We start from the raw sequence: 26,521 nt of genomic DNA, 5'->3' as shown, positions 1-26,521 counted from the left end.
GAATAGCGGTTTTAATCAAGGTGTTTTTGCCCTTTATATTCCGGCGACTTCTCAGTAAAGTTTTTACTAAACTTGGACGTATCCAGACACATGGGAATGATTCAATCGACCATAAACTCAAAACCTCGGAGAAGTTAAATGAAAGTTACTGTTCTAGGCGCAGCTGGTGGTATCGGTCAAGCGTTATCTTTACTGTTAAAAACTCAATTGCCTGCTGGCTCTGAATTATCTTTATACGATGTTGCACCTGTTGTACCAGGCGTTGCTGTCGATTTATCTCACATCCCAACAGCCGTTAGTGTTGAAGGTTATGGTAAAGAAGATTTGGACACAGCATTAGCCGGCGCTGATATCGTTGTGATCCCTGCGGGTATGCCACGCAAGCCAGGTATGGATCGTGCGGATTTGTTCGCTGTGAATGCTGGCATCATCAAAACATTAGCCGAAGGGATTGTTAAGAACTGTCCGAAGGCGCTCGTTGGTGTAATTACTAACCCGGTCAATGGCACTGTACCAATTGTTGCGGAAGTTTTTAAGAAAGCTGGCACGTACGAAGCAAACCGCGTATTCGGTGTTACGACTTTGGACGTTATTCGTTCTGAAGCATTTGTTGCTGAATTAAAAGGCCTTAATGTTGCTGAAACTAACGTTCCAGTCATTGGTGGTCACTCAGGCACAACGATTCTACCGCTTCTTTCCCAAGTTGAAGGTGTTGAGTTTAGTGACGAAGAAGTTGCAGCATTAACGCCACGCATTCAAAACGCGGGTACTGAAGTTGTAAATGCAAAAGCTGGTGGCGGCTCTGCAACCCTTTCTATGGGTGCTGCAGCAGCACGTTTTTGTTTATCCTTGATTAAGGGTTTACAAGGCGAAGCAAACGTAATCGATTATGCCTATGTTGAAGGCAATACTGGCGATGCACAGTACTTTGCTCAACCTGTACGTCTAGGTAAAAACGGTGTTGAAGAGTACTTGCCGTATGGCGAGCTAAGCGCATTTGAGCAAAAAGCAAAAGATGACATGCTTGCAACGTTAAACAAAGACATTCAGGAAGGTGTTGATTTTATCAATCAATAATCTCAAAAGCTCTTTGTAAAAAAGGCGCCGATTGGCGCCTTTTGCATTTAAGGGCTTTGAAATATCAAGGGGTCAGAGTCGTTGATTTAATTCAACGACTCTGACCCCTTGATACTGCTTCTAAAAATAGTTTATCCATACATCTGCTTAGGTGTTTCACTATCGTAGCGGGGAGTGATGATATTCTGATATTAACAACTATAAAGAAAGACGTCCGTATGGTGCCTTTCTTTATAGTAGTTCGTAGAAACAAGAATAAGCTTAGGGGTAGTTTATTGAACGGGGAAGATACATCTGCCTTGATACCAGGCCAAGGCACCTTGGGTATTATTTATTTGCCCATAAAGTTTTACGCAGAGCGTTCAACAGCGATTCCTGCCAATGCTATTAGCGCTTGTTTGTAATCACTCTCTGGCAATACAGATAACGCCGCTACTGCTTTTTCTGACTCTTCAACCGCTTTTTGGTAGGTATATTCTAATGCGCCAGTATGTTCTAAAATGGCCAGGATTTCATCCAAGTGCTCCATACCATTGCAGGTTTCAATCGCTTCACGAATTCGTTTCGCTTCGGCGTCAGTACCTTTTTGCATCGCATATAAAAGAGGCAAGGTTGGTTTACCTTCACTTAGGTCATCACCGACATTTTTTCCCATTTCCTGAGCATCTGCGGTGTAATCGAGCAAATCATCAACCAATTGGAAGGCGGTACCTAAGTGACGACCATAAACTGTCATCGCTTCTTCAAGCTCGCCGGATTGTTTCATGATAACTGCCGCAAGGCGGGTCGCCGCTTCAAAGAGTTTTGCTGTCTTGCAATAAATTACCTGCATGTAACTTGCTTCAGTCGTTTCGGCATCATTGCAGTTCATTAACTGTAAAACTTCGCCTTCCGCGACAATATTGGTGGCATCGGAAAGGACTTCCATTACCGTCATATCCTGAAGCGTTACCATCATTTGAAAAGAACGCGTATAGAGAAAGTCCCCGACTAATACACTGGCACTGTTGCCAAACAATGCATTGGCGGTTTCTCTGCCCCGGCGTAACTCTGATTCATCGACAACGTCATCATGGAGCAATGTTGCGGTATGAATAAACTCTATAATTGCAGCGAGGCAGACATGATCTTTACCTTCATAACCCATGGCTCTGGCGGCAAGAACCGTCAACAGCGGCCGCATGCGCTTGCCTCCGGCGTTAACGATATACATGCCTAACTGATTGATTAGCGCCACATCGGATTCAAGCTGAGTGAAGATCAACTTATTGACCGCGTTCATATCAGCTTGCGCCAGGGTTTGAATTTGCTCGATTTTCATAGTTGTATATTGCTACTTTTCGCCGTTCCAGTGAATAATCAGAACGATTACAAAGAAACCGTAAGAATGATAGTAAATTAAGTTAACTGATTTTACACGATTTTACGCGTTAACAAACCCTAAATCGGTTTTCCCTTTATTCCGGGAAAATTGCGTCTGCGAATTAATTACAGCGCCCGACGGGTCTACCTCTTATCGAATTGCATTTTAGATGAAAAAACTTACATAAATTTTATAATGGGGGTTGCTCTGGGGGGATTCTTAGCGTAGAATCCGCGACCTATTATTTTAATTTGCGCGTCAAATAATTCGACGCATTACGGAGTAGCTATGTACGCGGTATTCCAAAGTGGTGGTAAACAGCACCGTGTGAGTGAAGGTCAAACCATTCGCCTAGAGAAACTAGAGCTGGAAGTTGGTTCGACAGTTGAGTTCGATAATGTATTAATGGTTGCCAATGGCGACGATATCAACGTAGGTGCACCTTACGTTGAAGGTGGTAAGGTTACAGCTGAAGTTGTCAGCCAGGGCCGTGCCGACAAAGTAAAAATTGTTAAATTTAAACGCCGTAAGCATTCACGTAAGCAAATGGGCCACCGTCAGTGGTTCACTGAAGTGAAAATTACTGGTATTAACGGTTAATAGGAGTCGTTTGAGATGGCACATAAGAAGGCAGCTGGTAGTACTCGTAACGGTCGTGATTCAGAAAGCAAACGCTTAGGTGTTAAGCGCTTTGGTGGTGAGACTGTTTTAGCGGGTAACATTATTGTTCGTCAACGTGGTACTAAATTCCACGCGGGTAACAACATGGGTATGGGTAAAGACCACACTCTATTCGCTTTATCTGATGGTAAAGTGCAGTTCGAAGTGAAAGGTCCTCAAAACCGTAAATACGTAAGCATTGTTGCTGAGTAATTACCCACATTGAGTTCTGAAAAAACCTCGCTCTGCGAGGTTTTTTTTTGCATAAGGACGTGCTTATCCTTACGTGACATGGATGTTGTTAGTAAGGGTTTATTACCTACATGAATGTAATATGCCCTGACACCAGGATGCGGATAGTATGCCAATTACAAGGCGTACTTTAACGTCGAGTTTAGCACTACTGCTCAGAGAGTTTTTGAGAAATCACGACTCATAGCAGATTACTGTAGAACCGATAGTTAACGGGTGTATAGCATTATAACTTATACATCTATCCGCGAGAGACTAGACTATAAAGACTAGTTGACGTTACATATCAGTTTAAATAACCAAGCTGATACCTTTATCAGGACAGTCGCATTCCGTGCAAACGGTCAGCACCGAGTTCTGGTTTATTTCCATGCAGGAGTTGCAAAACCTCTTATGAAATTTGTTGATGAAGTTGAGATTCGCGTTGAAGCTGGAGATGGCGGTAACGGCTGTGTCAGTTTTCGCCGGGAAAAATATGTCGAATTCGGTGGACCCGATGGCGGCGACGGTGGTGACGGCGGCGACGTGTATCTGATCGCTGATGAAAATCTCAATACCTTAATCGACTACCGCTTTGAACGTTTCCACAGCGCAACTCGCGGCGAGAACGGAAAATCGCGAAACTGTACAGGTAAAGGTGGCAGTGATTTAATTTTGAAAGTTCCGGTCGGTACCCGAGCTATTGATGAAGATACCGGCGAACAAATCGGCGACTTAACCCATCACAAGCAACAGCTTATGGTCGCTAAAGGTGGTTGGCATGGTTTGGGTAATACTCGATTCAAGAGCAGTACCAACCGAGCTCCTCGCCAAAAAACCAATGGTACTCCCGGCGAAATCCGTAACCTGAAATTGGAATTATTGCTTCTTGCTGATGTTGGCCTGCTCGGTTTGCCTAATGCGGGTAAATCGACATTAATTCGCAGCGTATCGGCGGCAAAACCCAAGGTCGCGGACTATCCATTTACGACTTTGGTACCAAACTTGGGCGTGGTACGCTTAAATGCCCAGCGAAGCTTTGTAATTGCCGATATTCCAGGCTTAATCGAAGGCGCTTCCGATGGCACAGGTCTTGGCATTCGTTTCCTCAAACATCTTGAACGTTGCCGTGTGTTACTGCATTTAGTCGATGTATTACCTGCCGATGAAAGTGATCCGGCGGAAAATGCCCAGACGATCATCAACGAGCTAGAGCAATATTCCGAAGAATTAGCCGGTAAACCTCGTTGGCTGATCTTTAATAAACTTGATTTATTATTGGAAGATGAAGCCGAAGAAGTGATGAATCGAGTGATTGAAAAACTCGACTGGCAAGGTGAAGTACTTAAGATCTCGGCGTTTAATCGCGAAGGCACAAAAGAACTAACCGAAAACCTTATGAACTTCATTGAGACGTTACCGAGTGTCGAAGAAACGCTGGATGAAGAAAAAGACGTTGAGTTCAAGTGGGATACCTATCACAAAGACACGATTTCAGAGTTTGAAGATGATGATCTCGATGACGACGATTGGGATGAAGACGATTACGACGTTGAAGTTGAATATCGTAAATAGCGCGCTCGACCCATAACAACCAATTAAATAAAAAACTCCCTTTTTGGGAGTTTTTTATTTGCATAGCAACATTTATTACCAACACTCACCATTGCCGATGACCCCGATTCATGACACAATTTGTGGTCATAAATCCTGACAATCCACCAAAAGTTACCTGTATTAGTATGCCTGTATTATCCATGATAGTTGCCCACGCCGCGGATCGCGTCATCGGCAAAGACAATAAAATGCCGTGGCATTTGCCTGCGGATTTAAAATACTTTAAACAGACCACGTTGAAAAAACCTGTGGTGATGGGCCGTAAGACATTTGAATCGATTGGTTTCCCGTTACCCGGGCGACGAAATATCGTTATCTCTCGCGACCAAAACTATGCTGCTAAAGGAATTGAAGTTGTTGCCAGCATTGATAAGGCTCTTGCATGTGCCGGGGATTGTGAGGAAATAATGGTTATCGGTGGTGGCAGTATTTATCAACATTGTCTGGGATCCGCGGATCGTTTATATATCACTGAGATTGATTTGCAAACCGAAGGGGATACTCGATTTCCAGAATATCTTGCCGGCGGCGACTGGCAGTGTGTCTCTCAGCAAGCCCACCAAGCCGATGACAACAACCCCTACGATTATATTTTTAAGGTCTACGAAAGGGTTTAACTTTTTATTACCGAACAAAGCTCACCAAATCGCCTGAACCTGCCACGATTCAGGCTCACTTCTCTGCCTTTTTGTACCAAGTTATTTTGTACGCATGTAATTTTCTAGTCTAGACTCAACTAAATAACAATTGTGATTACAACAAGCTAGCTGTGTGTTGCGTATCGCCCTCTTAACATCAGGGAATGATGAACTCTATGATCGCCGCTTCCCATAATGTTAAGTTCAACGGAACGACAGAGGAATGCCATGGCGAATATAGTTGACCATCTCTTATATTATTTACGTAAACCAAAAACCGTATTAATCCATGTAGGTAAATGTGGTGGCGGAACGCTGCAAAAAACTCTGGCAAGAGATCCAAGAAAAATACGGTTCTACTCGTTTCATGTAGAAAAACCAATTTATCGTAATAAAGATCAATATTACATCCTCGCCAGAGATCCTATCAGTCGTAGTATCTCAGCCTTTAATTGGCGTTATAAACTCGTTGTCGAGAGCAAAGAGCAAGTGGAGAGATTTCCCGGAGAATACCAAGCGTTAAGCAAATATAAATCGCTTAATCGCCTCGCTGAGTGTCTTTATGATGACAATGGCAGCGCCAATCACGAAGCGATAGATGAGTTTAATAGTATTCATCATCTCAAGGAAAATATCAGCTTTCATCTAACCGAGTTTCTAAAAAAATGTCCAGCTGGGAATATCAAAGGCGTGTTAATGCAAGAATCCCTAAACGCGGATATGGAAAAGTTCTTCTCGGTAGACAATGAAAAAATTGGCTACGACAAACGTAACCCATCAAAGGTCAGCAGTGAATTATCGCTGCGCGCCAGAAAAAACCTGGTCCGTTATCTGGAAGATGATTATCACTGCCTTTTTAAACTACATAATCTCGGGCTAATCAACGATCAAGCCATGCTAAACATATATCAAAACGCCTTTTTACAAGACAAGGTTGCTGCATATGGTTAACAGCAATTCGAAAGTCAACTTTATCATCGCTGGCACTCAAAAAGGTGGCACCACGGCGTTAGATTTTTATTTAAGGCAGCATCCGGGTATCGCCATGGCGAGTAAGAAGGAAGTGCATTTCTTTGACCGTGATGACAGATATCAACGCTGGCGAAACATTGCTTACTATCATAAGCACTTTAATTTCAGCAACAAAGAAAAAATCGTTGGTGAGGCCACGCCAAGTTACATGTACAGCAGTGATGCGATAGAAAGAATCTATCAATACAATCCTGAAATTAAGCTGATCGCCGTTTTGCGTAACCCCATTGACCGCGCGTTTTCACATTGGAATATGACGCGTCTCAATAAATTTGAGCCATTGTCCTTTTCTCAGGCGATAACCAAAGAGCAGGTTCGATGCAGACGACATCTACCGGGAATTTGTCAACGCTATTCCTATATTGATCGAGGGTTTTACACCGAGCAAATTCGTCGCATGCGTCGCTACTTTGACGATACGCAACTGTTGTTTATTCGTCATGAATCATTGAAGCAAAACCCCGCTGAAACCTTACATCGGGTGACTGAGTTTTTGCAAGTATCCCCGTTTCCTGCCATTCAACCCAAGGATATTCATAGCAAGCCTTATGATACCAAGATGAGCGAAGTAGAAAGAGCGAGATTGAACGAGCTTTATTACTACGAAATCAAACAATTAGAGCGAATGCTTAATTGGGATTGCAGTGCTTGGTTAACGACGACGCCACAACAGAAAACCGTTTAATTAACGACAAAAAACCGGGCAAAAAGCCCGGTGTTTTTTCCCCTTGCAGGGCAAGAACTACATCATCTATTTAAATCGTCGAGCGGCGATATTGGCGATACTCTGGTTTCCAGAAGTTTTTCTCAATATTTTTATGCAGCTGTTCATCGCTGATTTCAAGCGCTAAACCTTGCTCTTGAGCCAATTTACCAATCGCAAAAGCAATTTGTTTGCTTAATGAGGCTATTTCCGTCAACGGCGGTAATAAATCCCCTTCACCTGTATTAGCCAACGGTGAAACATTCGCTAACGTTTCACTGGCGACCATTAGCATTTCATCACTAATAAATTTAATATTCGCTGCCAGCACACCCAAGCCAATTCCAGGGAAAATATAGGCATTGTTACACTGAGAAATATTATACGTTTTACCTTGATAAGTAACCGGCTCAAATGGACTGCCGGTTGCTACGATTACCTCGCCATCGGTCCATTCAATCACCTGTTCAGGTCGGGCTTCTACCTGGCGTGACGGGTTACTCAAAGGAAATACAATTGGCTTATCACAGCCGGCTTTCATCGACCTGATCACATGTTCGGTGAATAAGCCACCAACACCCGAAACACCAACCAAAACAGTCGGTTTCACATTTTCAATTACATCGACCAATGAAGCTTGCTGCGTTGGCAATGTCCACGCATTTAACAAATCGACAGGTTGCGCTAAGCGTTGTTGGAAATCACGCAGCCCTTCCATATTATCGGTAACCAAACCGTGCCGGTCGATCATAAATACACGAGCACGAGCTTCCGCGTCAGATAAACCTTCCTGCTGCATTTGTGCAATCACTTGCTCAGCAATACCACAGCCTGCACTACCACCACCGACAAAAACCACTTTCTGCTCAGATAACGATTCTTTTTTGGTTCGACACGCGGCCAATAACGTACCTACGGTAACCGCTGCGGTACCTTGAACATCATCGTTAAAGCAGCAAATCTGATTTTTATAGCGTTGCAATAATGGCATTGCATTCGGTTGCGCGAAATCTTCAAATTGCAGTAAAACTTTCGGCCAGCGGCGTTTAACCGCTTGAATAAACAGCTCAACGAATTCATCGTATTCTTGCTGATTAATGCGCTTGTGACGAGCGCCCATATACATAGGGTCATTGAGTAGCTTTTCGTTGTTCGTACCAACGTCTAACATCACAGGGAGCGTATATGCCGGACTAATACCACCACAAGCCGTATATAAAGAAAGTTTACCTATCGGTATGCCCATCCCACCAATGCCTTGATCGCCAAGGCCGAGTATCCGCTCGCCATCAGTAACCACAATGACTTTTACTTTCTGTTTAGTGGCATTATGTAAAATATCATCGATTTGATGACGTTCCGCATAGGAGATAAACAGGCCGCGGTTAGAACGATAAATATCTGAGAATCGCTCACAGGCATCCCCCACAGTTGGGGTGTATATGATTGGCATCATTTCAGCCAAATGCGCCTGTACTAAGGCATGAAACAAGGTCTCGTTTTTATCCTGGATATTGCGAAGATAAATATGCTTATTCAAAGATCCTCTGAAACTTGAATATTGCATGTAAGCTCGCTCTACCTGCTCCTCAATGGATTCAAAGCGTGGCGGTAACAAGCCGGTAAGATTGAAGCTTACTCGTTCTTGCGCAGAGAAAGCACTACCTTTATTCAGTAAAGGGGTTTCTAACAGGGTTGGGCCTGCGTAAGGAATATACAGCGGACCTTTATTAGACGGTTTTGTCATAGCTACTTATCGTATTTGGGATCAGGGACGGAAAGCCGCGTATTGTACTGAGTTTTGTAGCAGGTTAATACCTGTTCATAGCAGATCAGACCTGTTTCGTTACACTTATGTAAATAAAGTGGTTAGGGTCCTTAGAAAAGTATCATTGTAAGCGTTGCTCGAAATTCATCATGCCACTATCAATGTCACTATCAATGTCACCCTCAATCCATTTCATCCATCCAGGCAAGTTGGATAGCTTCAAGCACTCGCTCGCCGCAATGGTTTGGATCATCATCAAAGCGATCTAAAGCCAATACCCATTGCATCAACTGTGGGAAATGCAGTTGTTGCGGATCGACATCCGGGTGCTGCTCCATTAGGTCCAATGCAATTTCCAGAGAATCAACCCATTTCAAACTCATACACTACCCCCTGATTGTTCAACCTTTAGCATAGTAAAAACCCACCAGAACTGCACGTGCGTGCGTTTAAGGTGGGTTTGGAAATAGGCATCACAAATCAACACTCGTTGAATTAGTTAACCAAGGCAAAGCCCCCGGGAACATGGTATACATGTTCAAAATCCATGCGCTTTAATGCGTTAGCCGCGGCGCCGCTGCGACTGCCGCTGCGGCAAATACAAATAAATTTTGTTTGCGCTTTTTCGCCAGTAAAACGATGAATAAAATCAGTAATGCGAGTAAGAGGAAGATTTACAATTTTTTGCTCATCTAAATATTCGCGGCGATGTGCTTCAAATTCATGGGGCTCACGAACGTCTATCACTTGGATATCTGCATTATCCGCCAAAAATTTTTGTAGTTGATCCGGATAGACATCGATAAGGGCTTTATTTTGCTGAACAATCAATCCACACAATGGTTCATCTTCTGATTGCTGTATCGTTTTATCCAATTGAGCTTTCTCGAACACAAATTCTTGTTTGCTCAATTGATTTTCTAAAATTTTCCTTAGCAATGGGTTAGATTTTGCTTCCAAGGATAAAGTGGTTGAAAACAGTTGTTGGTAATCATGGGCCGGACACAATAATGTGTCAGGGAGCGTGACTTGTGCCAATAGGCGAATGGAATCATAAAGGGTTTCCGGCAACGAGCCATGTAAATCACTACGCCCTATCCCACCAATCTGTATCAAATCACCAGCAAACACATAATCGATGGCGTCTTTTCTTAATACACCATCAACTGCATTACCGAGCAAATAGGCCCGACTATTTTCTGTATGCCCTGGTAAGTCAAGTTTAGCGATGACTCTATCACCGATTTTCACCGCACTGACTTGCTGGCCATTTTCTAATTGAATACTGATTTCAGTATTCGGCCAGCCCAAAGCATCTACGTTGCTTTCTTGCATCGCATCATTCATCACAGTGCGTAACATCAACGAACAATCATTTTCATCTTCGGCAAGCTGCTGTTGATGCAAATGGGTATTTAATACTCCGACTACGGTAAAATTTCGGCAGTTAACGAGCGTTTGGAACCGATCACTGAGTTCAGCGATTGGGTCAATTAATAATATCTGTCGACTTGATTGATCAACATAGCACCAGGTGACCTGATTACCATAAACCCACTGCTGTAAACCATCGACATTGGCATCAGATTCCCCATCGGCATCGGTCATTAACAAACAATGGTGTTGCATCGCAACAACGGCACTTTCAATCGCGCCACAAGCTCTATCAATTTCTTCCTGGGTTTGAGCAGGACCAAACGACAAACGAATCGCCCCTTCACTTTGCCACTTAGGTTTTCCCATGGCATCGAGTACAAAGCTGCCGGTTACCTTTGAGCTACAGGCTGAACCGCTACTGACACGAATTCTCGCCGCATCAAATAAATCCATAATATCTTTGCTGGCTAAACCTTTTACTGAAAAATTCAATGTAGTTGGTAACGAACAAGAAAAATCATGGTTGTACACAATATTCGGAAACGCTTTGTTTAATGTAGTGGCTAACTGCTGGCGATAACCACATAAAACCTCGTGGCTTTTAAAGGTGTCATCATTATCATCGACCAATAGTTTGAAAATCGCATTGAGTGATGCAATTCCGGGTAGGTTTTCCGTACCTGAACGTAAACCACTTTCCTGACCGCCACCGGCAATAATTGGTGTATAAGGCGCATTTTCACGCACATAAAGCATGCCAATGCCTTTAGGTCCATAAAGTTTATGGCCGGAAAATGGCGCATAATCTATGGTCGTATTGGCAATGTCTAAGTCGATTTTTCCTAACCCTTGAACACAGTCTACCATCCATAAAACATCAGGATTACTGTCACGAATTACCTGTTCCAGTTTACCAAGGTCTTGAAACACACCGGTTTCATTGTTGGCAACCATAGTGCAAATCATCAGGGCTCGGTGAGCATGTCTGGTGATAAATTCATGATCAAGAATACCGCGCTCATCAACCGGGATGGCTACAACCTCGGCATTGATATTAAGCATGGCGTTCCAGTGCTTTAATGTTTCCGGCACCGCTTTGTGCTCAGTCGCCCCATAAAGCAGAACCGGATTGGCAACAGTGCTTGTTTTATTTCGACTGGCATTTAACGCCGATATGATCGACGTTTGGATCCCTTCTGTAGCACCTGAAGTGAAGATAATTTCACCACTATTGGCACCGATAACCTGGCGCGCCAATGTGCGCGTAGACTCTAGAATGTATTTGGCTTTCAGGCCAGTCATATGACTCGAGCTCGGATTACCATAACAAAGGTTCATGGTGTGGATGGCAGCGTCAGCAGCTTGGGGAAGCACAGGCGTAGTGGCATTGTTATCGAGATATATTTCGTCGGCCTGAGGCTGAATATCGGTAAGATTCAACATAATGATTAAGAGTCATGGTAAATAACAGGTGCTTATTCTACATAATTATATCTTGTAACACTAGGTTATAAAGAAGGCTTTTCAATTTTACATCCTATTGAATGGTATCTGTCTTTCAATGCGAGAATTTCATTCTCCAGCATGGTGTTGGAATACAAAGACGATGAATCAAGTGCAAGCGCCATTTGGCCGATATTATTGCGCTTGCCGATAATCTTTTTGTTAAAGCCAGTAATCCTTGCATATACTTGAAAAGCATCGCTTTTAATAATGAAAGCAACACTGAGAACTGAGCATGAGAAAAAACTACCAGTTGTCGTGTCTTGCCGTAATACTTGCCGCCCTTTGCCGCCCCAGCTTTGCCGCAATTGAAGTATATAAAGACGAACATACTTCTATCGTAACCCAGGGATTTATCCGTGTGGTATACCAAAAGGTCGATGACTTTGATCAGTTTACTGATTCGGGCTCTCGACTGGGTTTTAAGATATTCCATCAAATTCAAAATGACTGGACCACAGGAATTAATGTGGAATGGGGTACCCAATTTGAACAAAATGGAAATTTTTCAATCGGCGGTAACGCCCAAACTCCGATTGGGGAAAGTGGCGATGCCATCACCTCCAGAATTGGCAATGTGTTCCTGTCTCATGACGACTGGGGAACAATCACCTTAGGAAAGCAACTTGCCATTTACTATCTGGCCCTGTACCACACCGATTGGTACAACTACTGGGGCGGTGCTGCAAACGGTGCATTTAATTTTGGTACCGATGGTGGATTTTCCGGTACCGGACGTGCTGAACAGGCATTGAGTTGGGCGAAATCTTACGGTGTGTTTGATTTAGGTATACAAATCCATGTTCAGGATGAACCCTTAGAAATACGCACTGACACCTGTAATGAATTAAACACTAACGCAGACCTCTGTCGGATTATTCGTAATTTCGATGGTCAAACGCTTGGCCGCACCGGTAATGGTTATGGTGCTTCATTGGGATACAACCTCAATGATTGGCTATTTAGCGTGGCTTACAACCTGAATAACGTCATTATCGACCCTATGTTTGGTAACCTGGGCGTTGAAGATGGTAAAGATGAAATCTGGGGAGCAGGAATAAAATACGGCCAATTTGGATCCGACGGACTATACATGGCCGCCATGTATAATGAATCATCATTGCATGAAGTCGACGATAGTGGCTTATTTTATGATGCTCGTGGTTCAGAGCTTATGGTCAAGTACAACTTTACCAATAACTATGGCGTTTATGGCGGTTATAACGATTTGCGTGCGAAAGATTCGTCAACGCCATACCAACTTCATCACACACTGGCTGGCATCGAGTACCGCTTTGATCATATTAGTGGGCTGGTGTTTGTTGAAGCCAAGCGGAATGATGTGATTTTCAGTGATAACACCACCAACGATGAATTTGAAATCGCTTTAGGGGTAACTTACAACCTTTATTAACCAACACATGCGAAAACTTGAATGAGCTGTGGCTGCACCATCTACAGCTCTATTAACTACTTAACCTATAGTAAATGTTAATCTTTCCATTTATCATTACCACCGAGATAATTTACCTTTGCAGGATTAAAAAATGCGCGCCGTCTTTCTGGATCGAAGTACTATAAATCAAGACATTAATTTCGATACCATTGAACAATCCGTTGATAATTTCAGTAATTTCGCATCGACAAGCGATGATAAGATTGTCACTCGAGCAAAATTTGCAGATATTATCATCACCAATAAAGTGGTGATTTCTGCGGACGTGATTGCGCAGCTTCCAAAGTTAAAGCTGATTTGTATCACCGCCACTGGCACCAATAATGTCGACTTGCAAGCCGCGAAACAGGCCAATGTTCAAGTGTGTAACGTTGCTGGTTACTCCACCGCTTCGGTAACCCAGTATGTATTTGCGATGTTACTTGAATATTTCCAAAAAACCAGTCAACAAGTCGAAGATATCCGTGCCGGAGAATGGCAAAAAAGCTCTGTTTTCTGTCACTTTGCCGCGCCAGTAGAAGAGCTTGCTGGCAGAACCATGGCAATTATTGGCTACGGTGCTATCGGTCAGTCAGTGGCAAATGTTGCCAAAGCCTTCGGAATGAAAGTGTTAATCAGTGAACGTAAAGGAATAGAATCGGTGCGCCCAGGCCGGGTGAGTTTTGAACAAGCGCTGGCGCAAGCTGATATCATTAGCTTGCATAGTCCATTAACCCCTGAAACGGACAATTTAATAAATAAGAACACCATCGAATTAATGAAACGCAGTGCGGTACTTGTCAATACGGCGCGAGGCCAACTGGTAAATAGTAAAGACTTGCTTACCTCGCTACGCAGTAAGCGCATAGCAGGTGCCATTTTGGACGTGCTGGAACAAGAACCCCCTGCGGCGGATCACCCGCTATTGCAACAATCGATGCAAAACCTGATGATCACAGCTCATATTGCCTGGGGAAGTCTTTCCGCCCAACAAAGGCTTATCGATACAATCGGAACCAATATCGGTAATTTCAAAAAAGGCCATTTAACCAATCGTGTCGCTTAACTTTCCTAACACATGACTGGTGTTGTGATCGTTATTGCCAGTGGTTTAACCCATATGGGTAAATCTCGATATTGAGTTTTTGGTTCGATAATTTAGGCGCAGACTGAAACCGGTAAGATCCGGTCGCCCACTTTATTCAATACATCGACTTCACCTTCACAGACGGCAATTATGGATTTACCGATTTTGTAATCTTCAGGGATGATTACCCGACCATTACTTTTACATTGAACGGTGAGAAATTTGTGATGTAACTCTAACGAGTTATTATCGTAATAAATTACGGTAACTTTCATGTTTTTATCCGATATGAAATTTGTACTGTATATTATTGTTATTATCAGTTTGCTACGCACTGTATGTTACGTACCATACCAGCGACTTTCCGAGAATCCTTTCCATATCTAGCTTGCCAATATTATCAATCTGACTTTTACAGGCAACAACTTTTTGAATTTTTTACAAATAGTTATCGCGAATCCTACCATACTGAAAATACAGCCACTGTCCCGACCTCCTTAACGCCGGCAACGGAAACTTACGTAGCCCAGTTTGGTATAAGGGCAGTGCCGGTAACGTTTTACCGACGACACGCTCTGCCAGTCGTTTACCTGCCTGCACCGAAAATGATACGCCTGAGCCGCAATATCCCATGGCATAAAATACATCGTCTTGTTGATGTACATGAGGAATATCATCTAAAGACATACATATCCACCCCGCCCATGCATAGTCATAGGAAATCGATTGCAGAGCTGGAAAGCTCTCTTTCAATACCGTAAGCAAACGATTGGCATAGTAAGGATCTTCCGCTCCTTTCCCTGTAATTGCGCCACGTCCACCAAACAAGATACGATTATCAGGAAGTTTGCGGTAATAGTATTTCAACGCTCGGGTATCCATCACCACATTGGAGGTAAGGAAATTACAGGCCCGCAGCTGTTCTTCGCTAAGTGGTTGAGTGACGATAATCTGAGACAACACGGGAAGAAAACGGTTATTAACAACGGGGTTAAACCCTTTGGGTGTATAACCATTAGTGGCAATGACCAGCTTTTTCGCGGTGATTCTGCCTTCTGGTGTGGTGATCACATGCCCTTTTTCAGTTTTTTCATAACTAAGAGCTGGACTTCCGGTATGGATATTTACGCCCGTTCTTGCCAGAAGATCTTGATACCCTAAGGCTAATTTCAAAGGGTTTAACCCAAAACCATCTTCAAAACGAATCGCTCCATGGGCCATTTCGTCCTGCATGTATTGATTATGCAGCTGCGCCCGGGATAACACTTCAACATCATAACCGAACATGCTTTGTAGTAGTTTTGCCTGCTGTTCGAGTCCTGGCATCATGCTCGGTTTGTGAGCAACTTTGATGTAGCCTTTATCCTGAACCTGACAATCAATGCCTTCTGCAATCAGACTATTGACGATATCGACACCGGAGCATGCTTCATGGTAAATGCCACGCATCACCTCTTCACCCCATTTTTTTTGCATCGCCGTCCAAGCCATTCGTCCTGTGGACTTGAGAATGAACCCGGCATTACGACCGCTACAACCCCATGCAGTTTGGTTCGCCTCGATGACCAAAGGCTGAATATTGTGCTCTCTCGCTAAATGCAATGCGGTGGACATACCGGTATAACCGGCACCAATGATTAACACCTCAGTGTCATGATCACCGGTGATCGGCGCCGCAGTAGAATTGGTTAAAGACACGGTCGATGCCCAGTAACTATCCGGATAAGGGGCGTTTTGGCCAGGAGATTGATGATGAAGAGGATCGTACATAACGGAAGATTTTGACCTTAATAATTAAGCTACAGACAAATCGACGCTAATCATGGCAAAATACGCGCATATTTAACAGGTTTGATTAAACTAAATTGTATGCAAGATCGAAAAATACGCTATCAAGAGCTGGATGAATCCCACTTCAGCGCTGTTGTCGCTTTGGGTACCATTGTGCATGGCGACGGCTACCTCGATGAAAAAAATATCGTAGAATGGGTCAATAAAGGCTGTAAAGATGGGGTGAATTCTAACTTTATCGCTCTGGATGGTGACAAGTTAGTCGGGTTTCGCCTGTGTTATAGCCCACAGCAATGGCAAACGGATAAATGGTGTAGCCCCCAGTTATGGAAGAGTGAACAGTCCCAGACCGCCTATTTTAAATGCAATACAGTCGATGCCAATTATCGCGGCTATGGTATAGGTTCAAACCTGCTTAAGTTGGCGGTAGACGCATTAAAAAAACAAGGTGCGACAGCTGGTGTCAGTCATTTGTGGCGCCAAAGCCCTGGTAATAGCGCGGTGAAATACTTTACCAAGTGTGGCGGTGAATTAGTCAAGGATCACCCAGGTAAATGGCACCAAGATTCCCTGGAAGGGTATGATTGTCCAATATGCAGCTTTAATTGCAGTTGCGTCGCCGCAGAAATGATTATCTATTTTTAACAGGGTTATGGTGCATCGCCATCAAGCTTTTTACCAAGCTTAGCGATCGACAGGCATCCATACAAATCCCGATACCTTTCAAATTGGGCGTTGACCATAGCATTCGCTTAAAACAACTGACCTTGGTTGCTATCGTGCTGAATTTCTTCTGATAATTGCCAATCAATCGGCTGTTCGCCCTGCTTTTTTAAAAATTCGTTTGCCAGCGAAAAATGACGACAACCGAAAAAACCACGATAAGCGGATAACGGCGATGGGTGAACGGCAGTCAAGACCTGGTGATTGGAATTATCAATCACTTTACCTTTATTTTGAGCATGAGTGCCCCAAAGCAAATACACAATAGGACGTTGCTGGGAGTTTAATTCCAACATCACGTTATGGGTAAAGATTTCCCAGCCCAGTTTACTGTGCGAATGGGCTTTTCCCTGTTGTACCGATAACACCGTATTCAATAACAATACGCCCTGCTTAGCCCAGGACGTTAAATCACCAGAAACCGGTACGTTAAAACCCTCGATATCCTGTTCCAGCTCTTTGAAAATATTGCGCAATGAAGGCGGTAATTTAACCTTGGGGTTTACCGAGAATGCCAGACCATGGGCTTGTTCTGGCCCATGGTAAGGATCTTGTCCAAGGACAACGACTTTCACTTTATCTAAAGGCGTTAATTCAAATGCCCGAAAAAGCTGCTCATCCGGTGGGTAAATCACCTGCCCAGCATGTCGTTGTGCCCTTAGTGCTTGTTCGATTTCCTGAAAATAAGCCTGGCCTTTTTGTGCTGCAAAAAAGCTTTGCCAACTTTGTTCAGGAAGGCGCCACGTTGACACTAACTGGCAGCCTCATTCATTAACGGTGACGCATATTTACCCATTAACAGGGTGCGCAATTGCGAAAAATCATCATCCAAAGGTAAAGACAGAATTTTCTCGGACGCACAATCGGCCAATTCTTTCGGCAATGCCAGCGGTTGACCAAGGACACTTTCTACTGTCTCTTTAAATTTCGCTGGATGGGCGGTGCCAAGGAATACGCCAAATTCACCGTCATCAAGATCCTGTTGCAATGCTCGGTAAGCTACACTGGCGTGAGGCTCACTGATATATCCCAAGCCACTCAACTTAATCAATGTCATCTGGGTTTGCTCTTCATCGATGGTTTGGGCACTTAGGCTCTCAGGGGAAATCAACCCGGAATTAACTAAATGTTCAACGCGAGGCCAGTTATTCGGACGCGACACATCCATCGCATTAGACATGGTAGCAACCGTCGGGTTTGGTTCCCATTTACCCGATTGTAGATACCTAGGTACCGTATCATTGGCATTGGTTGCCGCAATAAATCGTTTGATTGGCAGCCCTAATGCTTTGGCTAACATCCCCGCCGTTAAGTTGCCGAAATTGCCACTGGGAATAGAGAAAACCAGATCATCAATTTTACCCCGTTGGCGATAAAGCTGTGCGGCGGCTTCGAAGTAATAACAGATTTGCGCCAATAAGCGTGAGATATTGATTGAGTTTGCCGAGTTTAAGCCAATCGAAGTGCTTAATTGGTGATCATCAAAGCTGTCTTTGACCAGTTGCTGGCAATCGTCAAAACTACCGTTTACCGCTAACGTTGAAATATTTCCGCCTAAGGTGGTAAACATCTTTTCTTGCAATAAACTAATCTTTCCCTTTGGATAAAGGATCACCACATTGATTTTTTCTAATCCACTAAAGGCATGGGCAACGGCTGCGCCGGTGTCACCGGATGTGGCGGTCAATATAGTGATTTTTTCGTTACTTTGACGGGTAAATGCCTGTAGGCACTGCGCCATAAAACGCCCGCCAAAGTCTTTGAATGCTAATGTCGGACCATGAAATAGCTCTAAAACCGCGCAGTTTTCCGAAATGGGTTGAACCAATGCCGGGAAATTGAACGCCTTAGTGACAATATCTTTTAATTCACTTTCACTTAACTCTTCACCGACGAAAGGTGCCAGGATTTTACAACTACGCTCTACCAGCGGCAGTGATAGCAGCCCTTCAATATCGTCCAGCGCAGACACAGATTCTGGAAAGAATAATCCCTGTTCTTTTCCCAGTCCCTGGCGTACTGCCTGGCTAAAACTTACTTTTTCATCTGGATGTTTTAAATTATAAAATTGCATTGTATCTCTTCCCTAGCACACCAATCTTGCGCCATGCACGTCCGTCTGACAGATATAGACAAACCCTGCTGGCGATTGTAGATAATTTTCTTGTAAAAACGTTTGAATTTGTTCGGCGTTTTCTTTGTCATCGGTAACCACAAACATAGTGGGACCAGAACCGGAAATGCCGCTTGCCAATGCACCTAACTCAGCAACGCCTTGACGACAGACATCGAATCCAGGCAACAAACCAGAACGATAAGGTTCAGCCAGCACATCTTTAAGATGTGACATTGCCTGGGGCAAATCCTGGCGATAACACGCATCGATAAAGGTCGCAAGATTCTGGCCGAACGCTATAGCAGTAGCTTTGTCATATTGTTCGGGAAGCACTTCCCGGGCGGCCTTAGTGGAGACATTGATCCCCGAATACGCCATCACGAAATAACATTGACTAAAACTTGGGATCTCACGGCTAATAATTTGTTTATCATTAACCATCAATTGTAATCCACCAAGGAAGCAAGGGGCGACATTGTCATAATGTAAGCTGCCACTGATTTGTGCTTCCATTTGCCCCATCATAGCGAGCAATTGTGCCTCACTGAAAGGCTTTTGGTAATACTGATTGAGAGCTACAAGCGCGGCGACGATAGAACAAGCACTCGAGCCTAAACCGCTACCTACTGGCATACGTTTCTCTAATGTTAATTTAACCCAATCAAATTCCTGGCCTTTTTCGCTCAGTGCCTGCTGAAAAATTTCAATACAGGTAAATACAATATTGTCCTTTGGATCATTGGGCAACTTGTCGACAAAAGGCCCCTCCATCGCCAACTGATTGCTACCATCGCATCCCTCGATAGCGACAACATCCCCAAGCAGTTCGCCATTGACAGGCTGTACCGCCATTCCCAGCAAGTCAAAGCCAACGCTGACGTTACCAATCGATGCCGGGGCAAATACTTTAATTGTCATTTATAACTCCTGCTTCCAAGCCAAAGTGCGCAGCAAATCACCAAAGACACCGGCAGCGGTAACTGCCGCTCCAGCGCCATAGCCACGCAGAACAAACGGAATAGGCTGGTAATAACGGGAATGGATCGCTAGCGCATTCTCACCATCTTTTATTGCATATAATGGATGGGCGCTGTCAACTGCCTCAATAGACACTTTACAACCACTGTCATCAATACTGCCGACATAGCGAAGAACCTTGCCTTCACTCGCCGCGGAAGCAACGTTATCCGTGTAGACCTGATCTATCTGGTTAAGATTTGTCATAAATTCATCAACACTACCCGTCGCATCAAAGCTTTGGGGCAACACCGACTCAACCTGGATATCAGTGAGCTCTAGCGCCATACCAGCTTCCCGAGCCATGATTAATAGTTTACGGGCGACATCCATACCACTGAGATCATCTCGGGGATCGGGTTCGGTAAACCCATTTTGCTTCGCTATTTCAGTCGCTTCAGACAAGCTCATACCCTCATCCAGTTTGCCGAAAATGTAGGAAAGCGAACCAGATAAAACCCCTTCAAACCGAAGCAGTTGATCCCCGGCTTTAAACAGATTTTGTAAAGTGTCAATCACCGGTAAACCGGCACCAACATTGGTTTCATATAAGAATAAACGGTGAGTTTTCGCCGCTGCCTGACGTAACTGATGGTAATAATCCATCGACATGGTGTTGGCCTTTTTGTTCGGCGTCACGACATGGAACCCTTCCGAAAGAAAATCCGCATATTGTTCTGAAGTTTTATCACTGGATGTACAATCAACGATCACCGGGTTTATCAGGTGATTTGCACGGACAAATTGTTTCAAGGTATTGAGATCCCAAGGTTGCGCTTTTTCAAGTAACTGCGGCCAACGCTCTAAATCCAGCCCTTCGCTATCAACAACCATACCTTTACTGTTGGCAAGGCCATGGACACGTAATTCAATTTGCTGCTCTTTCAGGCTACTCTGCTGACGTTTAATTTGTTCAAGCAATTCGCTGCCTACGACGCCAGCACCGATCACAAAGGCATCGATAGTATGGCGATGAGAGAAGAAGTTTTGATGGCACACCTTTAGTGCATCGGTACATTTACGCTGTTCAATTACCACCGAAATACTGCGTTCAGAAGAATCCTGAGCGATAGCCACGACATTAACTCTGGCTTGTGAAAGAGAGCCGAATAATCGAGCCGCGACGCCACGTTGCTGCTGCATACCATCGCCAACCAGAGAAATAATCGACAAATTTGCCTGCAGAGCAATGGGCTCTAGCAATTGATTTAGCAATTCCAGTTCAAATTCTTGTTGCAGGCTTTGCTGAGCGCGAACTGCATCCTGACCATGAATACAAAACGAGATACAATACTCAGAAGACGATTGTGAGATCATCACCACCGATATTTGCTCACGGCTCATACAGTCGAATACGCGACTTGCCATGCCAACCATTCCTTTCATACCAGGACCGGATACATTTACCATGGTCAGGTTATCCAGGTTGGAAATCGCTTTAACCTGCTTTTTCCCCTCATCTTCATTGGCGATAAGAGTCCCTGGCGCTTGTGGATTGGTGGTATTTTTTATTAAACAAGGAATATGGAATTGAGCGATTGGACCGATGGTTTTTGGGTGCAGAACCTTAGCACCAAAATACGAAAGCTCCATGGCTTCCTGATAAGACAGGTAATCCAGTAATTTTGCGTCTTTAATGAGCCTTGGATCCGTATTGTAAACACCATCCACATCGGTCCAGATTTCACAGCATTCGGCATTACAACATACTGACAATACCGCCGCGGAATAGTCTGAACCATTGCGCCCGAGCGTGGTGAGTTGCCCGTGACTGTCAACACCGATAAACCCCGGCATCAAGGCTATATTTTCAAGAGATTGATATTCACTGGCAAATTTTTCACGACAGGCCGTTAAATCCGCAACCGCATTGAGTGGAGACTCATTAGTTTGTAAAAACAATTCCGGTTCCAAAACTGAGCATTGACGCAGATTTGCAGTGATCAAGGCTTGCAAAGTCGCGACGCTTAACCGCTCCCCCATACTAATGATTTTCGCTTTTATATGATCAGGGCAATGATTTAGCATCGCGGCACCCTGCAGGTAACGTCGCAATTGTGTTAATTGACTCGTTAAAGCTTGTTCAGCAAGTTGTTGATCAAATGCTGTATCCGATTGCGCCAAACCGGAAAAGATGGATTGCACCACGTTTTGCAATTTAGCTAAACCAGATTCTAGCGCCTCATTTTCAGGCAGCTCTTCGCTTAGAGCAACCAAATGATTGGTTACGCCCTGCGGGGCCGATACCACCACGGAAATTGGGGATTCCTGACTCTTGTCGGTAATAATGTTATATACGGTTAAAAATCTGTCCGCATTGGCTAATGAAGAACCACCAAATTTCAATACTCGCATATCTATCCACTCCTAATTTTTGTTCACTATTTGTGTCGGCATCCATACCGACTGCCCTTAAACGAAAAAACCCGTGAACTTTGCAGGTCACGGGCTTAGGTAAAATCTTTTTTTACGCGTCAGCCAATGCCCACCAGAATAATGGTGGTGGTAATAATAATGCGGGTAAGGTGCGTAAAAATATTCATGACTTCATTCTTCCGCACAAATAATCAGCTGTCAACCGATTTTTAACAAAAAACTAGATATTAATTTACACAAGATATCATAGAGTTAATTATGCAAAAGGTCTGACTGGTGTTGCTTTAACCAATACCGACATTTTTGAAATTCAGGAAAAAATTGTCCGACCAAAGACCAAAATTTGGCGGAATGATTTTGATGGGTAATATGACATAATTCATGAACAATCACGTAATCTAACACCTGTTGTGGGGCCATGACTAAACGATTATTTAAGGTTATTCGAGCATGGCTATCACAGCTTCCCCAGCGTGATTTGTAATAACGGACTTTTAATCCAGACGCCTGCAAGCCAGTAATTTTCTGCCAGTGAGCCAATCGTTCAATAAAATAGACTTGTGCCTGCGACTGACAATATTCATTAAACGCAGTCATTAATTGTAATTGATTTTCGGGATCTAAACTCTCAGGAATTTCAGTGGCAAAAACAAAGTAAATTCGTTTTTTTGTTAAATCAATGTGAATGGTTACTGGAGGGGTTTTACGATGCTTGGCCTGCGCCGATTGTTCATTTGCCAATAGAGCAACAGGAGGCAGAGTTTTGCTAACTTCATAGAAAATTTCACAAAACTGCCCCTGAATATAAACATGTTCGCCTTTGGCGAGCCAAAACCGGTTAGCTGGGCCTAGAGCCTGGCGTTGAGCGGTAAGTTTTTCATCGATCCAGCCACGCTTTTCTTCAATAAAGGCCTGTAATTGAGACGCTTTTACCCAGTACGGGCAAAGGATACGAACTTTACAAGCTTTTACTTGCAATGAAATGGTTTTGCGCCGGTTCGAGCGCACAACCTCAATGTCATCCATGTATTCGTGTGGTGACGGTTTTTTCGAAAATAGCATTTGCTTTAATGTAAAAAACTTAATGATGCGCAACCTTACATCGTGGGTAGATTACGCCGATTTTTTCGCTTTTGGTTTTGGCGCTGGTTTTGGCGCTGGTTTTGGTTTCGGTGCAGTTTTTACAACTTCCGCCGGCGCCGCTTCGGCAACCTTAGGTTTTACCACTTTCGGCTTTTTCGCCTGCAATGCGATCAAGATATCTTCACGGTTTTTCGCCAGATAAATACTAATTTCTTCGATATTCATTTCCGTTAATTGTAATTCGGATTGCTCTAGCAAAACGCTTAAGTTATCCGCCATATCGAGCATCTTGTCATACTCATCAGCCGTTTTCTTATCCATAAACGTTTCGACCTCCACGCCATTGCGAACTACTACGAATCGACTCTCTACAGCCATAATTATCCCTTCATCTCGATGTGTTGAATTCAGCCCGTCCACCGCTTAGGTTGGAATCGCTGACTAAATGGGTTATACCAACATTAAATAGTGGATATTTATCCAGTATATTAACAATATAATTTATTAACCGCCAGATGCAATTATGTTTTTTCGTGTCAAAAGCCGAGCCAATGTAAATGTTTATGTCAGAGAATGTTCCCCAAAAAAACATAAAATGGCCCAGGGTTCCTATTTAAACAGCGCTTAACTGCGCATTTAATCGCCAGCAACGCAACACCAATGGTTACATCCACAAGCGTTATCGAAACAACTTTTTGTCATTCATAAGCCACTATATACATGAAGACCACACACTGCTTAATTGGGGAATATACTATGAAAACATTGAATATGATCGCAACTTGTACGGCAACATTAATCACCTTGGCATCGGCTCAGGTAAACGCGCAAATGGATCAACAGGTGGAAACCGCATTACAAGACATTTGCCAGGCGGCAAAAAGTGATAATGTTATACGGATGAACAAAACCATCAAAAGTTATCGCCTTGATCATCAGACGGTCGCTTTAAATGTTGTATGTAATCGTCAGGATATCATTAGCTTTGCCTATGACAATGGTGCCAGTAAAACCGCAGATCGTTTACAACGAAGTGTCGGTGAAACTCAAATTACCGATCTTGCGATGCTAAAATAGCGGCAAGTTTGCGAGTAACAACAACCATTGAGGTTCGGCTTTCTCTGGGATACATACGCTATCGCAAATCAGAGAAAGCCTTTGAGTTAGCTAAACTTGCGCATCATGCGTAAGGGTAACCAGGCTAATAGGTATCGAACCACTGCCCAGGGCCACGTCGGCACGAAAGCCTTATCGACTTCTTTCTCAATCGCCTTGATAATACTCTTACACCCCGTCGGCGCATCTACCATAAATGGCGGCGTATTTCCTTTGTCGATAATATCCGTCGCGATATAACCTGGGTGTATCGTTGTCACGGCGATGGGTTTGTGCAGGACATCAATACGGATCCCTTCCGTTAGTGAGGCAATACCGGCTTTTGTTGCAGCGTATGTCGTAAATGCGCCACGAAAGCCGCGTTCAGAGCTTACCGATGAAATCGTCACCAAGTGACCATCATTCTGTTCTCGGAATATTTCCATCGCCGCTTCACATTGTGCCAATGCAGCAACAAAATTTGTCATTGCCGTACGTTTATTGGCTGCGAAGAAACCTTTACCGATTGACCCACCTTGACCAATCCCTGCATTCACAATCACGCGATCGAGAACGCCAAGTTGCGCTTTTGCTTCTTTAAAGACATGGAATACCTCGGCATCATCATTGACATCCAAAGGCATCACTAAAATTTGTTGCTCTGGAAACTTCTCTGATAATTCTTTGGCCAGCTCCTGCAATGCCTCTTTGCGACGGGCACATAACACCAGGTTTCGACCCAATGCTGCATATTGCCGGGCCATTTCCTGACCTAAACCGGAGCTCGCTCCGGTAATCAAAATATTTTTTCTCATTATCTCTGATGCTTTGGTTATTCACTGACACACACTACGTTACCTCGAGCGGAGACAAATTCCCAGTTTCTCAGTTAACTTCACCTCAGGGGTTAATTCACTAATCGACTCGATAATCAGCTCAGTAATCGACTCAGTAATCAGCTCAGTAATCAAATCGAAGGTCGCTTTATTTGGGCATTGTACAGGGTTTCTCTGGCTAGATTGATTGTCATAATCCGTTACGACGGTGATTTTCACGCCAATCTGAATAATATTAAAACAAACAAATCAGACAGTTATTTTTTCATTTGATCTTATAAAAATTTTTGCCTATTTTTGCTTTTAGAGCTCCTGTGTTGCGCAGCCTATCCCCATTTTCCGTATGACTATTTTAATTTTGAGGTATTCTAAATGACTGGCAATGACATGATTAATGATGATTTCGACGACGATCTGGATACAGATTCAGGTGGTGTTTCAGATACTGATGAGACGACTGACGATTTGTTAAAAGAAGATGATGAAGTCAGTGCAAAAACACGTAAAAGAATTGATGAGTTACTGGAAAAAAAGCGTTTGAAAGAATTATTGGATGAAGATGAATGGGAGCTTTAGAGCTCCCATCAGACGGTGTGTTGATATTATGAAACAATCACTTGGCCTCACAACACCTTGAACACTATTCTTCGAAGTAGGTGCCCCAACCGTCATATTCCACTTTACATTTTTGCGCCAGTGCATACATGGCTTTGGTTTCTTCGAGCAATACATCTTCATCGAGATATTGTTCAGTCACGATATCAAAGCAAAATACTGGGGTACCATCTTCAAGCTCCGCTTGTTCCGGCTCCTGAACTTCCAACCCTTGTTTAAATGCGATAACGGCGGCGTTCTCCAGAGTTTCAAAATCTTCGCTGGCAAAGTGATGCTCTATGGTGTGAACCACTTCTGGGTTAGAACCATCTTCAAGTAGTTCTTCAAGTAAAACACTGGTGTGTTCTAACCATTCGTTTAAATCTGATTGTTCCATAT

General features: G+C 43.7%; 26 protein-coding genes. 12 read left to right on the top strand and 14 right to left on the bottom strand.

The annotated features are described in order from the left end of the window. Positions 1-138 precede the first annotated feature (138 nt). The gene (gene mdh / locus FE810_RS03255; RefSeq protein WP_138318596.1) at positions 139-1,077 is read left to right on the top strand and encodes a malate dehydrogenase; all 939 of its coding nucleotides are present in this window, start codon (positions 139-141) and stop codon (positions 1,075-1,077) included. A 349-nt stretch (positions 1,078-1,426) separates the two neighbouring features. Here mdh and ispB read toward each other — a convergent pair whose 3' ends face one another. Beyond that, entirely contained in the window at positions 1,427-2,398 is a 972-nt protein-coding gene (gene ispB / locus FE810_RS03250) for an octaprenyl diphosphate synthase (protein WP_138318595.1), read from the bottom strand. 330 nt (positions 2,399-2,728) lie between these two features. On the opposite strand from ispB, the gene rplU reads away from it, so the two are divergent. From rplU to FE810_RS03220, 6 genes are all read left to right on the top strand, one after another. Next, a complete protein-coding gene (gene rplU / locus FE810_RS03245; RefSeq protein ID WP_138318594.1) occupies positions 2,729-3,040 on the top strand; it encodes a 50S ribosomal protein L21 in 312 nt (103 codons plus the stop codon). 15 nt (positions 3,041-3,055) lie between these two features. After that, positions 3,056-3,313 (top strand): 50S ribosomal protein L27, encoded by a 258-nt coding sequence (gene rpmA, locus FE810_RS03240; protein WP_138318593.1) that lies wholly within the window; start codon positions 3,056-3,058, stop codon positions 3,311-3,313. A 432-nt stretch (positions 3,314-3,745) separates the two neighbouring features. Beyond that, a complete protein-coding gene (gene cgtA, locus FE810_RS03235) occupies positions 3,746-4,906 on the top strand; it encodes an Obg family GTPase CgtA (protein ID WP_138318592.1) in 1,161 nt (386 codons plus the stop codon). Positions 4,907-5,073: 167 nt separating this feature from the next. Further along, positions 5,074-5,565: a type 3 dihydrofolate reductase gene (gene folA / locus FE810_RS03230; protein WP_370738914.1), complete on the top strand. Its 492-nt coding sequence runs from the start codon at positions 5,074-5,076 to the stop codon at positions 5,563-5,565. A gap of 249 nt (positions 5,566-5,814) precedes the next feature. Continuing rightward, positions 5,815-6,537 carry a hypothetical protein gene (locus FE810_RS03225; RefSeq protein WP_138318591.1) on the top strand — a complete coding sequence of 241 codons (723 nt, stop codon included), beginning with the start codon at positions 5,815-5,817 and terminating at the stop codon, positions 6,535-6,537. After that, the gene (locus tag FE810_RS03220; RefSeq protein WP_138318590.1) at positions 6,530-7,303 is read left to right on the top strand and encodes a sulfotransferase family protein; all 774 of its coding nucleotides are present in this window, start codon (positions 6,530-6,532) and stop codon (positions 7,301-7,303) included. Before FE810_RS03225 ends, FE810_RS03220 begins: the two co-directional genes overlap by 8 nt. 70 nt (positions 7,304-7,373) lie before the next feature. On the opposite strand, the gene FE810_RS03215 is transcribed toward FE810_RS03220, so the two are convergent. The 3 genes from FE810_RS03215 to FE810_RS03205 all read right to left on the bottom strand — a co-directional run bounded on the left by FE810_RS03215 (position 7,374) and on the right by FE810_RS03205 (position 11,909). Then, positions 7,374-9,068, bottom strand: coding sequence for an NAD-dependent malic enzyme (locus FE810_RS03215; protein ID WP_138318589.1), 1,695 nt, complete (start codon positions 9,066-9,068; stop codon positions 7,374-7,376). Positions 9,069-9,271: 203 nt separating this feature from the next. Further along, positions 9,272-9,472 (bottom strand): Fe-S cluster assembly protein IscX, encoded by a 201-nt coding sequence (gene iscX, locus FE810_RS03210; protein WP_138318588.1) that lies wholly within the window; start codon positions 9,470-9,472, stop codon positions 9,272-9,274. Between the two features lie 112 nt (positions 9,473-9,584). Continuing rightward, the gene (locus tag FE810_RS03205; protein WP_138318587.1) at positions 9,585-11,909 is read right to left on the bottom strand and encodes an aminotransferase class V-fold PLP-dependent enzyme; all 2,325 of its coding nucleotides are present in this window, start codon (positions 11,907-11,909) and stop codon (positions 9,585-9,587) included. Positions 11,910-12,204: 295 nt separating this feature from the next. Here FE810_RS03205 and FE810_RS03200 point away from each other — a divergent pair, with 295 nt between their 5' ends. Beyond that, complete coding sequence (locus tag FE810_RS03200) at positions 12,205-13,383, top strand: porin (RefSeq protein WP_138318586.1); 1,179 nt, start codon at positions 12,205-12,207, stop codon at positions 13,381-13,383. Between the two features lie 133 nt (positions 13,384-13,516). Further along, on the top strand, positions 13,517-14,470 hold the full coding sequence (locus FE810_RS03195; RefSeq protein ID WP_138318585.1) for a D-2-hydroxyacid dehydrogenase: 954 nt from the start codon (positions 13,517-13,519) through the stop codon (positions 14,468-14,470). 92 nt (positions 14,471-14,562) lie between these two features. Here FE810_RS03195 and FE810_RS03190 read toward each other — a convergent pair whose 3' ends face one another. Further along, the gene (locus FE810_RS03190) at positions 14,563-14,766 is read right to left on the bottom strand and encodes a TIGR02922 family protein (RefSeq protein ID WP_138318584.1); all 204 of its coding nucleotides are present in this window, start codon (positions 14,764-14,766) and stop codon (positions 14,563-14,565) included. Positions 14,767-14,929: 163 nt separating this feature from the next. Beyond that, on the bottom strand, positions 14,930-16,261 hold the full coding sequence (locus tag FE810_RS03185; RefSeq protein ID WP_138318583.1) for an NAD(P)/FAD-dependent oxidoreductase: 1,332 nt from the start codon (positions 16,259-16,261) through the stop codon (positions 14,930-14,932). 99 nt (positions 16,262-16,360) lie between these two features. Here FE810_RS03185 and FE810_RS03180 point away from each other — a divergent pair, with 99 nt between their 5' ends. Then, positions 16,361-16,927: a GNAT family N-acetyltransferase gene (locus tag FE810_RS03180; RefSeq protein WP_138318582.1), complete on the top strand. Its 567-nt coding sequence runs from the start codon at positions 16,361-16,363 to the stop codon at positions 16,925-16,927. Positions 16,928-17,034: 107 nt separating this feature from the next. On the opposite strand, the gene ung is transcribed toward FE810_RS03180, so the two are convergent. The 6 genes from ung to FE810_RS03150 all read right to left on the bottom strand — a co-directional run bounded on the left by ung (position 17,035) and on the right by FE810_RS03150 (position 23,975). After that, positions 17,035-17,757, bottom strand: a complete 723-nt coding sequence (ung, locus tag FE810_RS03175) for a uracil-DNA glycosylase (protein ID WP_138318581.1) — start codon at positions 17,755-17,757, stop codon at positions 17,035-17,037. Next, on the bottom strand, positions 17,757-19,079 hold the full coding sequence (gene thrC / locus FE810_RS03170; RefSeq protein WP_138318580.1) for a threonine synthase: 1,323 nt from the start codon (positions 19,077-19,079) through the stop codon (positions 17,757-17,759). The genes ung and thrC overlap by 1 nt, the downstream gene beginning before the upstream one ends. Before the next feature lie 12 nt (positions 19,080-19,091). Continuing rightward, entirely contained in the window at positions 19,092-20,039 is a 948-nt protein-coding gene (gene thrB / locus FE810_RS03165) for a homoserine kinase (RefSeq protein ID WP_138318579.1), read from the bottom strand. Next, positions 20,040-22,493 carry a bifunctional aspartate kinase/homoserine dehydrogenase I gene (gene thrA, locus FE810_RS03160; RefSeq protein WP_138318578.1) on the bottom strand — a complete coding sequence of 818 codons (2,454 nt, stop codon included), beginning with the start codon at positions 22,491-22,493 and terminating at the stop codon, positions 20,040-20,042. A 273-nt stretch (positions 22,494-22,766) separates the two neighbouring features. After that, a complete protein-coding gene (locus FE810_RS03155; RefSeq protein WP_138318577.1) occupies positions 22,767-23,609 on the bottom strand; it encodes a M48 family metallopeptidase in 843 nt (280 codons plus the stop codon). An 18-nt stretch (positions 23,610-23,627) separates the two neighbouring features. Further along, positions 23,628-23,975: a YebG family protein gene (locus tag FE810_RS03150; protein WP_138318576.1), complete on the bottom strand. Its 348-nt coding sequence runs from the start codon at positions 23,973-23,975 to the stop codon at positions 23,628-23,630. Positions 23,976-24,353: 378 nt separating this feature from the next. Here FE810_RS03150 and FE810_RS03145 point away from each other — a divergent pair, with 378 nt between their 5' ends. Next, a complete protein-coding gene (locus tag FE810_RS03145) occupies positions 24,354-24,674 on the top strand; it encodes a DUF3718 domain-containing protein (protein ID WP_171022240.1) in 321 nt (106 codons plus the stop codon). A gap of 86 nt (positions 24,675-24,760) precedes the next feature. Here the strand turns inward: FE810_RS03145 and FE810_RS03140 are convergent, their stop codons facing one another. Next, the gene (locus FE810_RS03140; protein WP_171022238.1) at positions 24,761-25,507 is read right to left on the bottom strand and encodes an SDR family oxidoreductase; all 747 of its coding nucleotides are present in this window, start codon (positions 25,505-25,507) and stop codon (positions 24,761-24,763) included. A 393-nt stretch (positions 25,508-25,900) separates the two neighbouring features. On the opposite strand from FE810_RS03140, the gene FE810_RS03135 reads away from it, so the two are divergent. Next, positions 25,901-26,104: a PA3496 family putative envelope integrity protein gene (locus FE810_RS03135; protein WP_212744452.1), complete on the top strand. Its 204-nt coding sequence runs from the start codon at positions 25,901-25,903 to the stop codon at positions 26,102-26,104. Between the two features lie 64 nt (positions 26,105-26,168). Here the strand turns inward: FE810_RS03135 and rraB are convergent, their stop codons facing one another. Beyond that, on the bottom strand, positions 26,169-26,519 hold the full coding sequence (gene rraB, locus FE810_RS03130) for a ribonuclease E inhibitor RraB (protein ID WP_138318573.1): 351 nt from the start codon (positions 26,517-26,519) through the stop codon (positions 26,169-26,171). Positions 26,520-26,521: the final 2 nt, after the last annotated feature.

The sequence above is a fragment of the Thalassotalea litorea genome, assembly GCF_005843925.1.
Classification (GTDB): Bacteria; Pseudomonadota; Gammaproteobacteria; order Enterobacterales; family Alteromonadaceae; genus Thalassotalea_A; species Thalassotalea_A litorea_A.
The sequence above is the reverse complement of the archived record's forward strand: the minus strand, read 5'-3'. Positions and strand labels throughout refer to the sequence as shown.

Bases quoted from the DNA above. Each gene is read 5' to 3' on its own strand.
- rraB (WP_138318573.1), bottom strand. From the start codon at position 26,519: ATGGAACAATCAGATTTAAACGAATGGTTAGAACACACCAGTGTTTTA.
- FE810_RS03180 (WP_138318582.1), top strand. From the start codon at position 16,361: ATGCAAGATCGAAAAATACGCTATCAAGAGCTGGATGAATCCCACTTC.
- iscX (WP_138318588.1), bottom strand. From the start codon at position 9,472: ATGAGTTTGAAATGGGTTGATTCTCTGGAAATTGCATTGGACCTAATG.
- FE810_RS03205 (WP_138318587.1), bottom strand. From the start codon at position 11,909: ATGTTGAATCTTACCGATATTCAGCCTCAGGCCGACGAAATATATCTC.
- FE810_RS03135 (WP_212744452.1), top strand. From the start codon at position 25,901: ATGACTGGCAATGACATGATTAATGATGATTTCGACGACGATCTGGAT.
- FE810_RS03190 (WP_138318584.1), bottom strand. From the start codon at position 14,766: ATGAAAGTTACCGTAATTTATTACGATAATAACTCGTTAGAGTTACAT.
- FE810_RS03220 (WP_138318590.1), top strand. From the start codon at position 6,530: ATGGTTAACAGCAATTCGAAAGTCAACTTTATCATCGCTGGCACTCAA.
- FE810_RS03145 (WP_171022240.1), top strand. From the start codon at position 24,354: ATGAAAACATTGAATATGATCGCAACTTGTACGGCAACATTAATCACC.
- thrC (WP_138318580.1), bottom strand. From the start codon at position 19,079: ATGCAATTTTATAATTTAAAACATCCAGATGAAAAAGTAAGTTTTAGC.
- FE810_RS03150 (WP_138318576.1), bottom strand. From the start codon at position 23,975: ATGGCTGTAGAGAGTCGATTCGTAGTAGTTCGCAATGGCGTGGAGGTC.
- FE810_RS03225 (WP_138318591.1), top strand. From the start codon at position 5,815: ATGGCGAATATAGTTGACCATCTCTTATATTATTTACGTAAACCAAAA.
- FE810_RS03215 (WP_138318589.1), bottom strand. From the start codon at position 9,068: ATGACAAAACCGTCTAATAAAGGTCCGCTGTATATTCCTTACGCAGGC.
- thrB (WP_138318579.1), bottom strand. From the start codon at position 20,039: ATGACAATTAAAGTATTTGCCCCGGCATCGATTGGTAACGTCAGCGTT.
- ispB (WP_138318595.1), bottom strand. From the start codon at position 2,398: ATGAAAATCGAGCAAATTCAAACCCTGGCGCAAGCTGATATGAACGCG.
- rpmA (WP_138318593.1), top strand. From the start codon at position 3,056: ATGGCACATAAGAAGGCAGCTGGTAGTACTCGTAACGGTCGTGATTCA.
- thrA (WP_138318578.1), bottom strand. From the start codon at position 22,493: ATGCGAGTATTGAAATTTGGTGGTTCTTCATTAGCCAATGCGGACAGA.
- folA (WP_370738914.1), top strand. From the start codon at position 5,074: ATGCCTGTATTATCCATGATAGTTGCCCACGCCGCGGATCGCGTCATC.
- cgtA (WP_138318592.1), top strand. From the start codon at position 3,746: ATGAAATTTGTTGATGAAGTTGAGATTCGCGTTGAAGCTGGAGATGGC.
- FE810_RS03185 (WP_138318583.1), bottom strand. From the start codon at position 16,261: ATGTACGATCCTCTTCATCATCAATCTCCTGGCCAAAACGCCCCTTAT.
- mdh (WP_138318596.1), top strand. From the start codon at position 139: ATGAAAGTTACTGTTCTAGGCGCAGCTGGTGGTATCGGTCAAGCGTTA.
- FE810_RS03140 (WP_171022238.1), bottom strand. From the start codon at position 25,507: ATGAGAAAAAATATTTTGATTACCGGAGCGAGCTCCGGTTTAGGTCAG.
- FE810_RS03195 (WP_138318585.1), top strand. From the start codon at position 13,517: ATGCGCGCCGTCTTTCTGGATCGAAGTACTATAAATCAAGACATTAAT.
- FE810_RS03200 (WP_138318586.1), top strand. From the start codon at position 12,205: ATGAGAAAAAACTACCAGTTGTCGTGTCTTGCCGTAATACTTGCCGCC.
- rplU (WP_138318594.1), top strand. From the start codon at position 2,729: ATGTACGCGGTATTCCAAAGTGGTGGTAAACAGCACCGTGTGAGTGAA.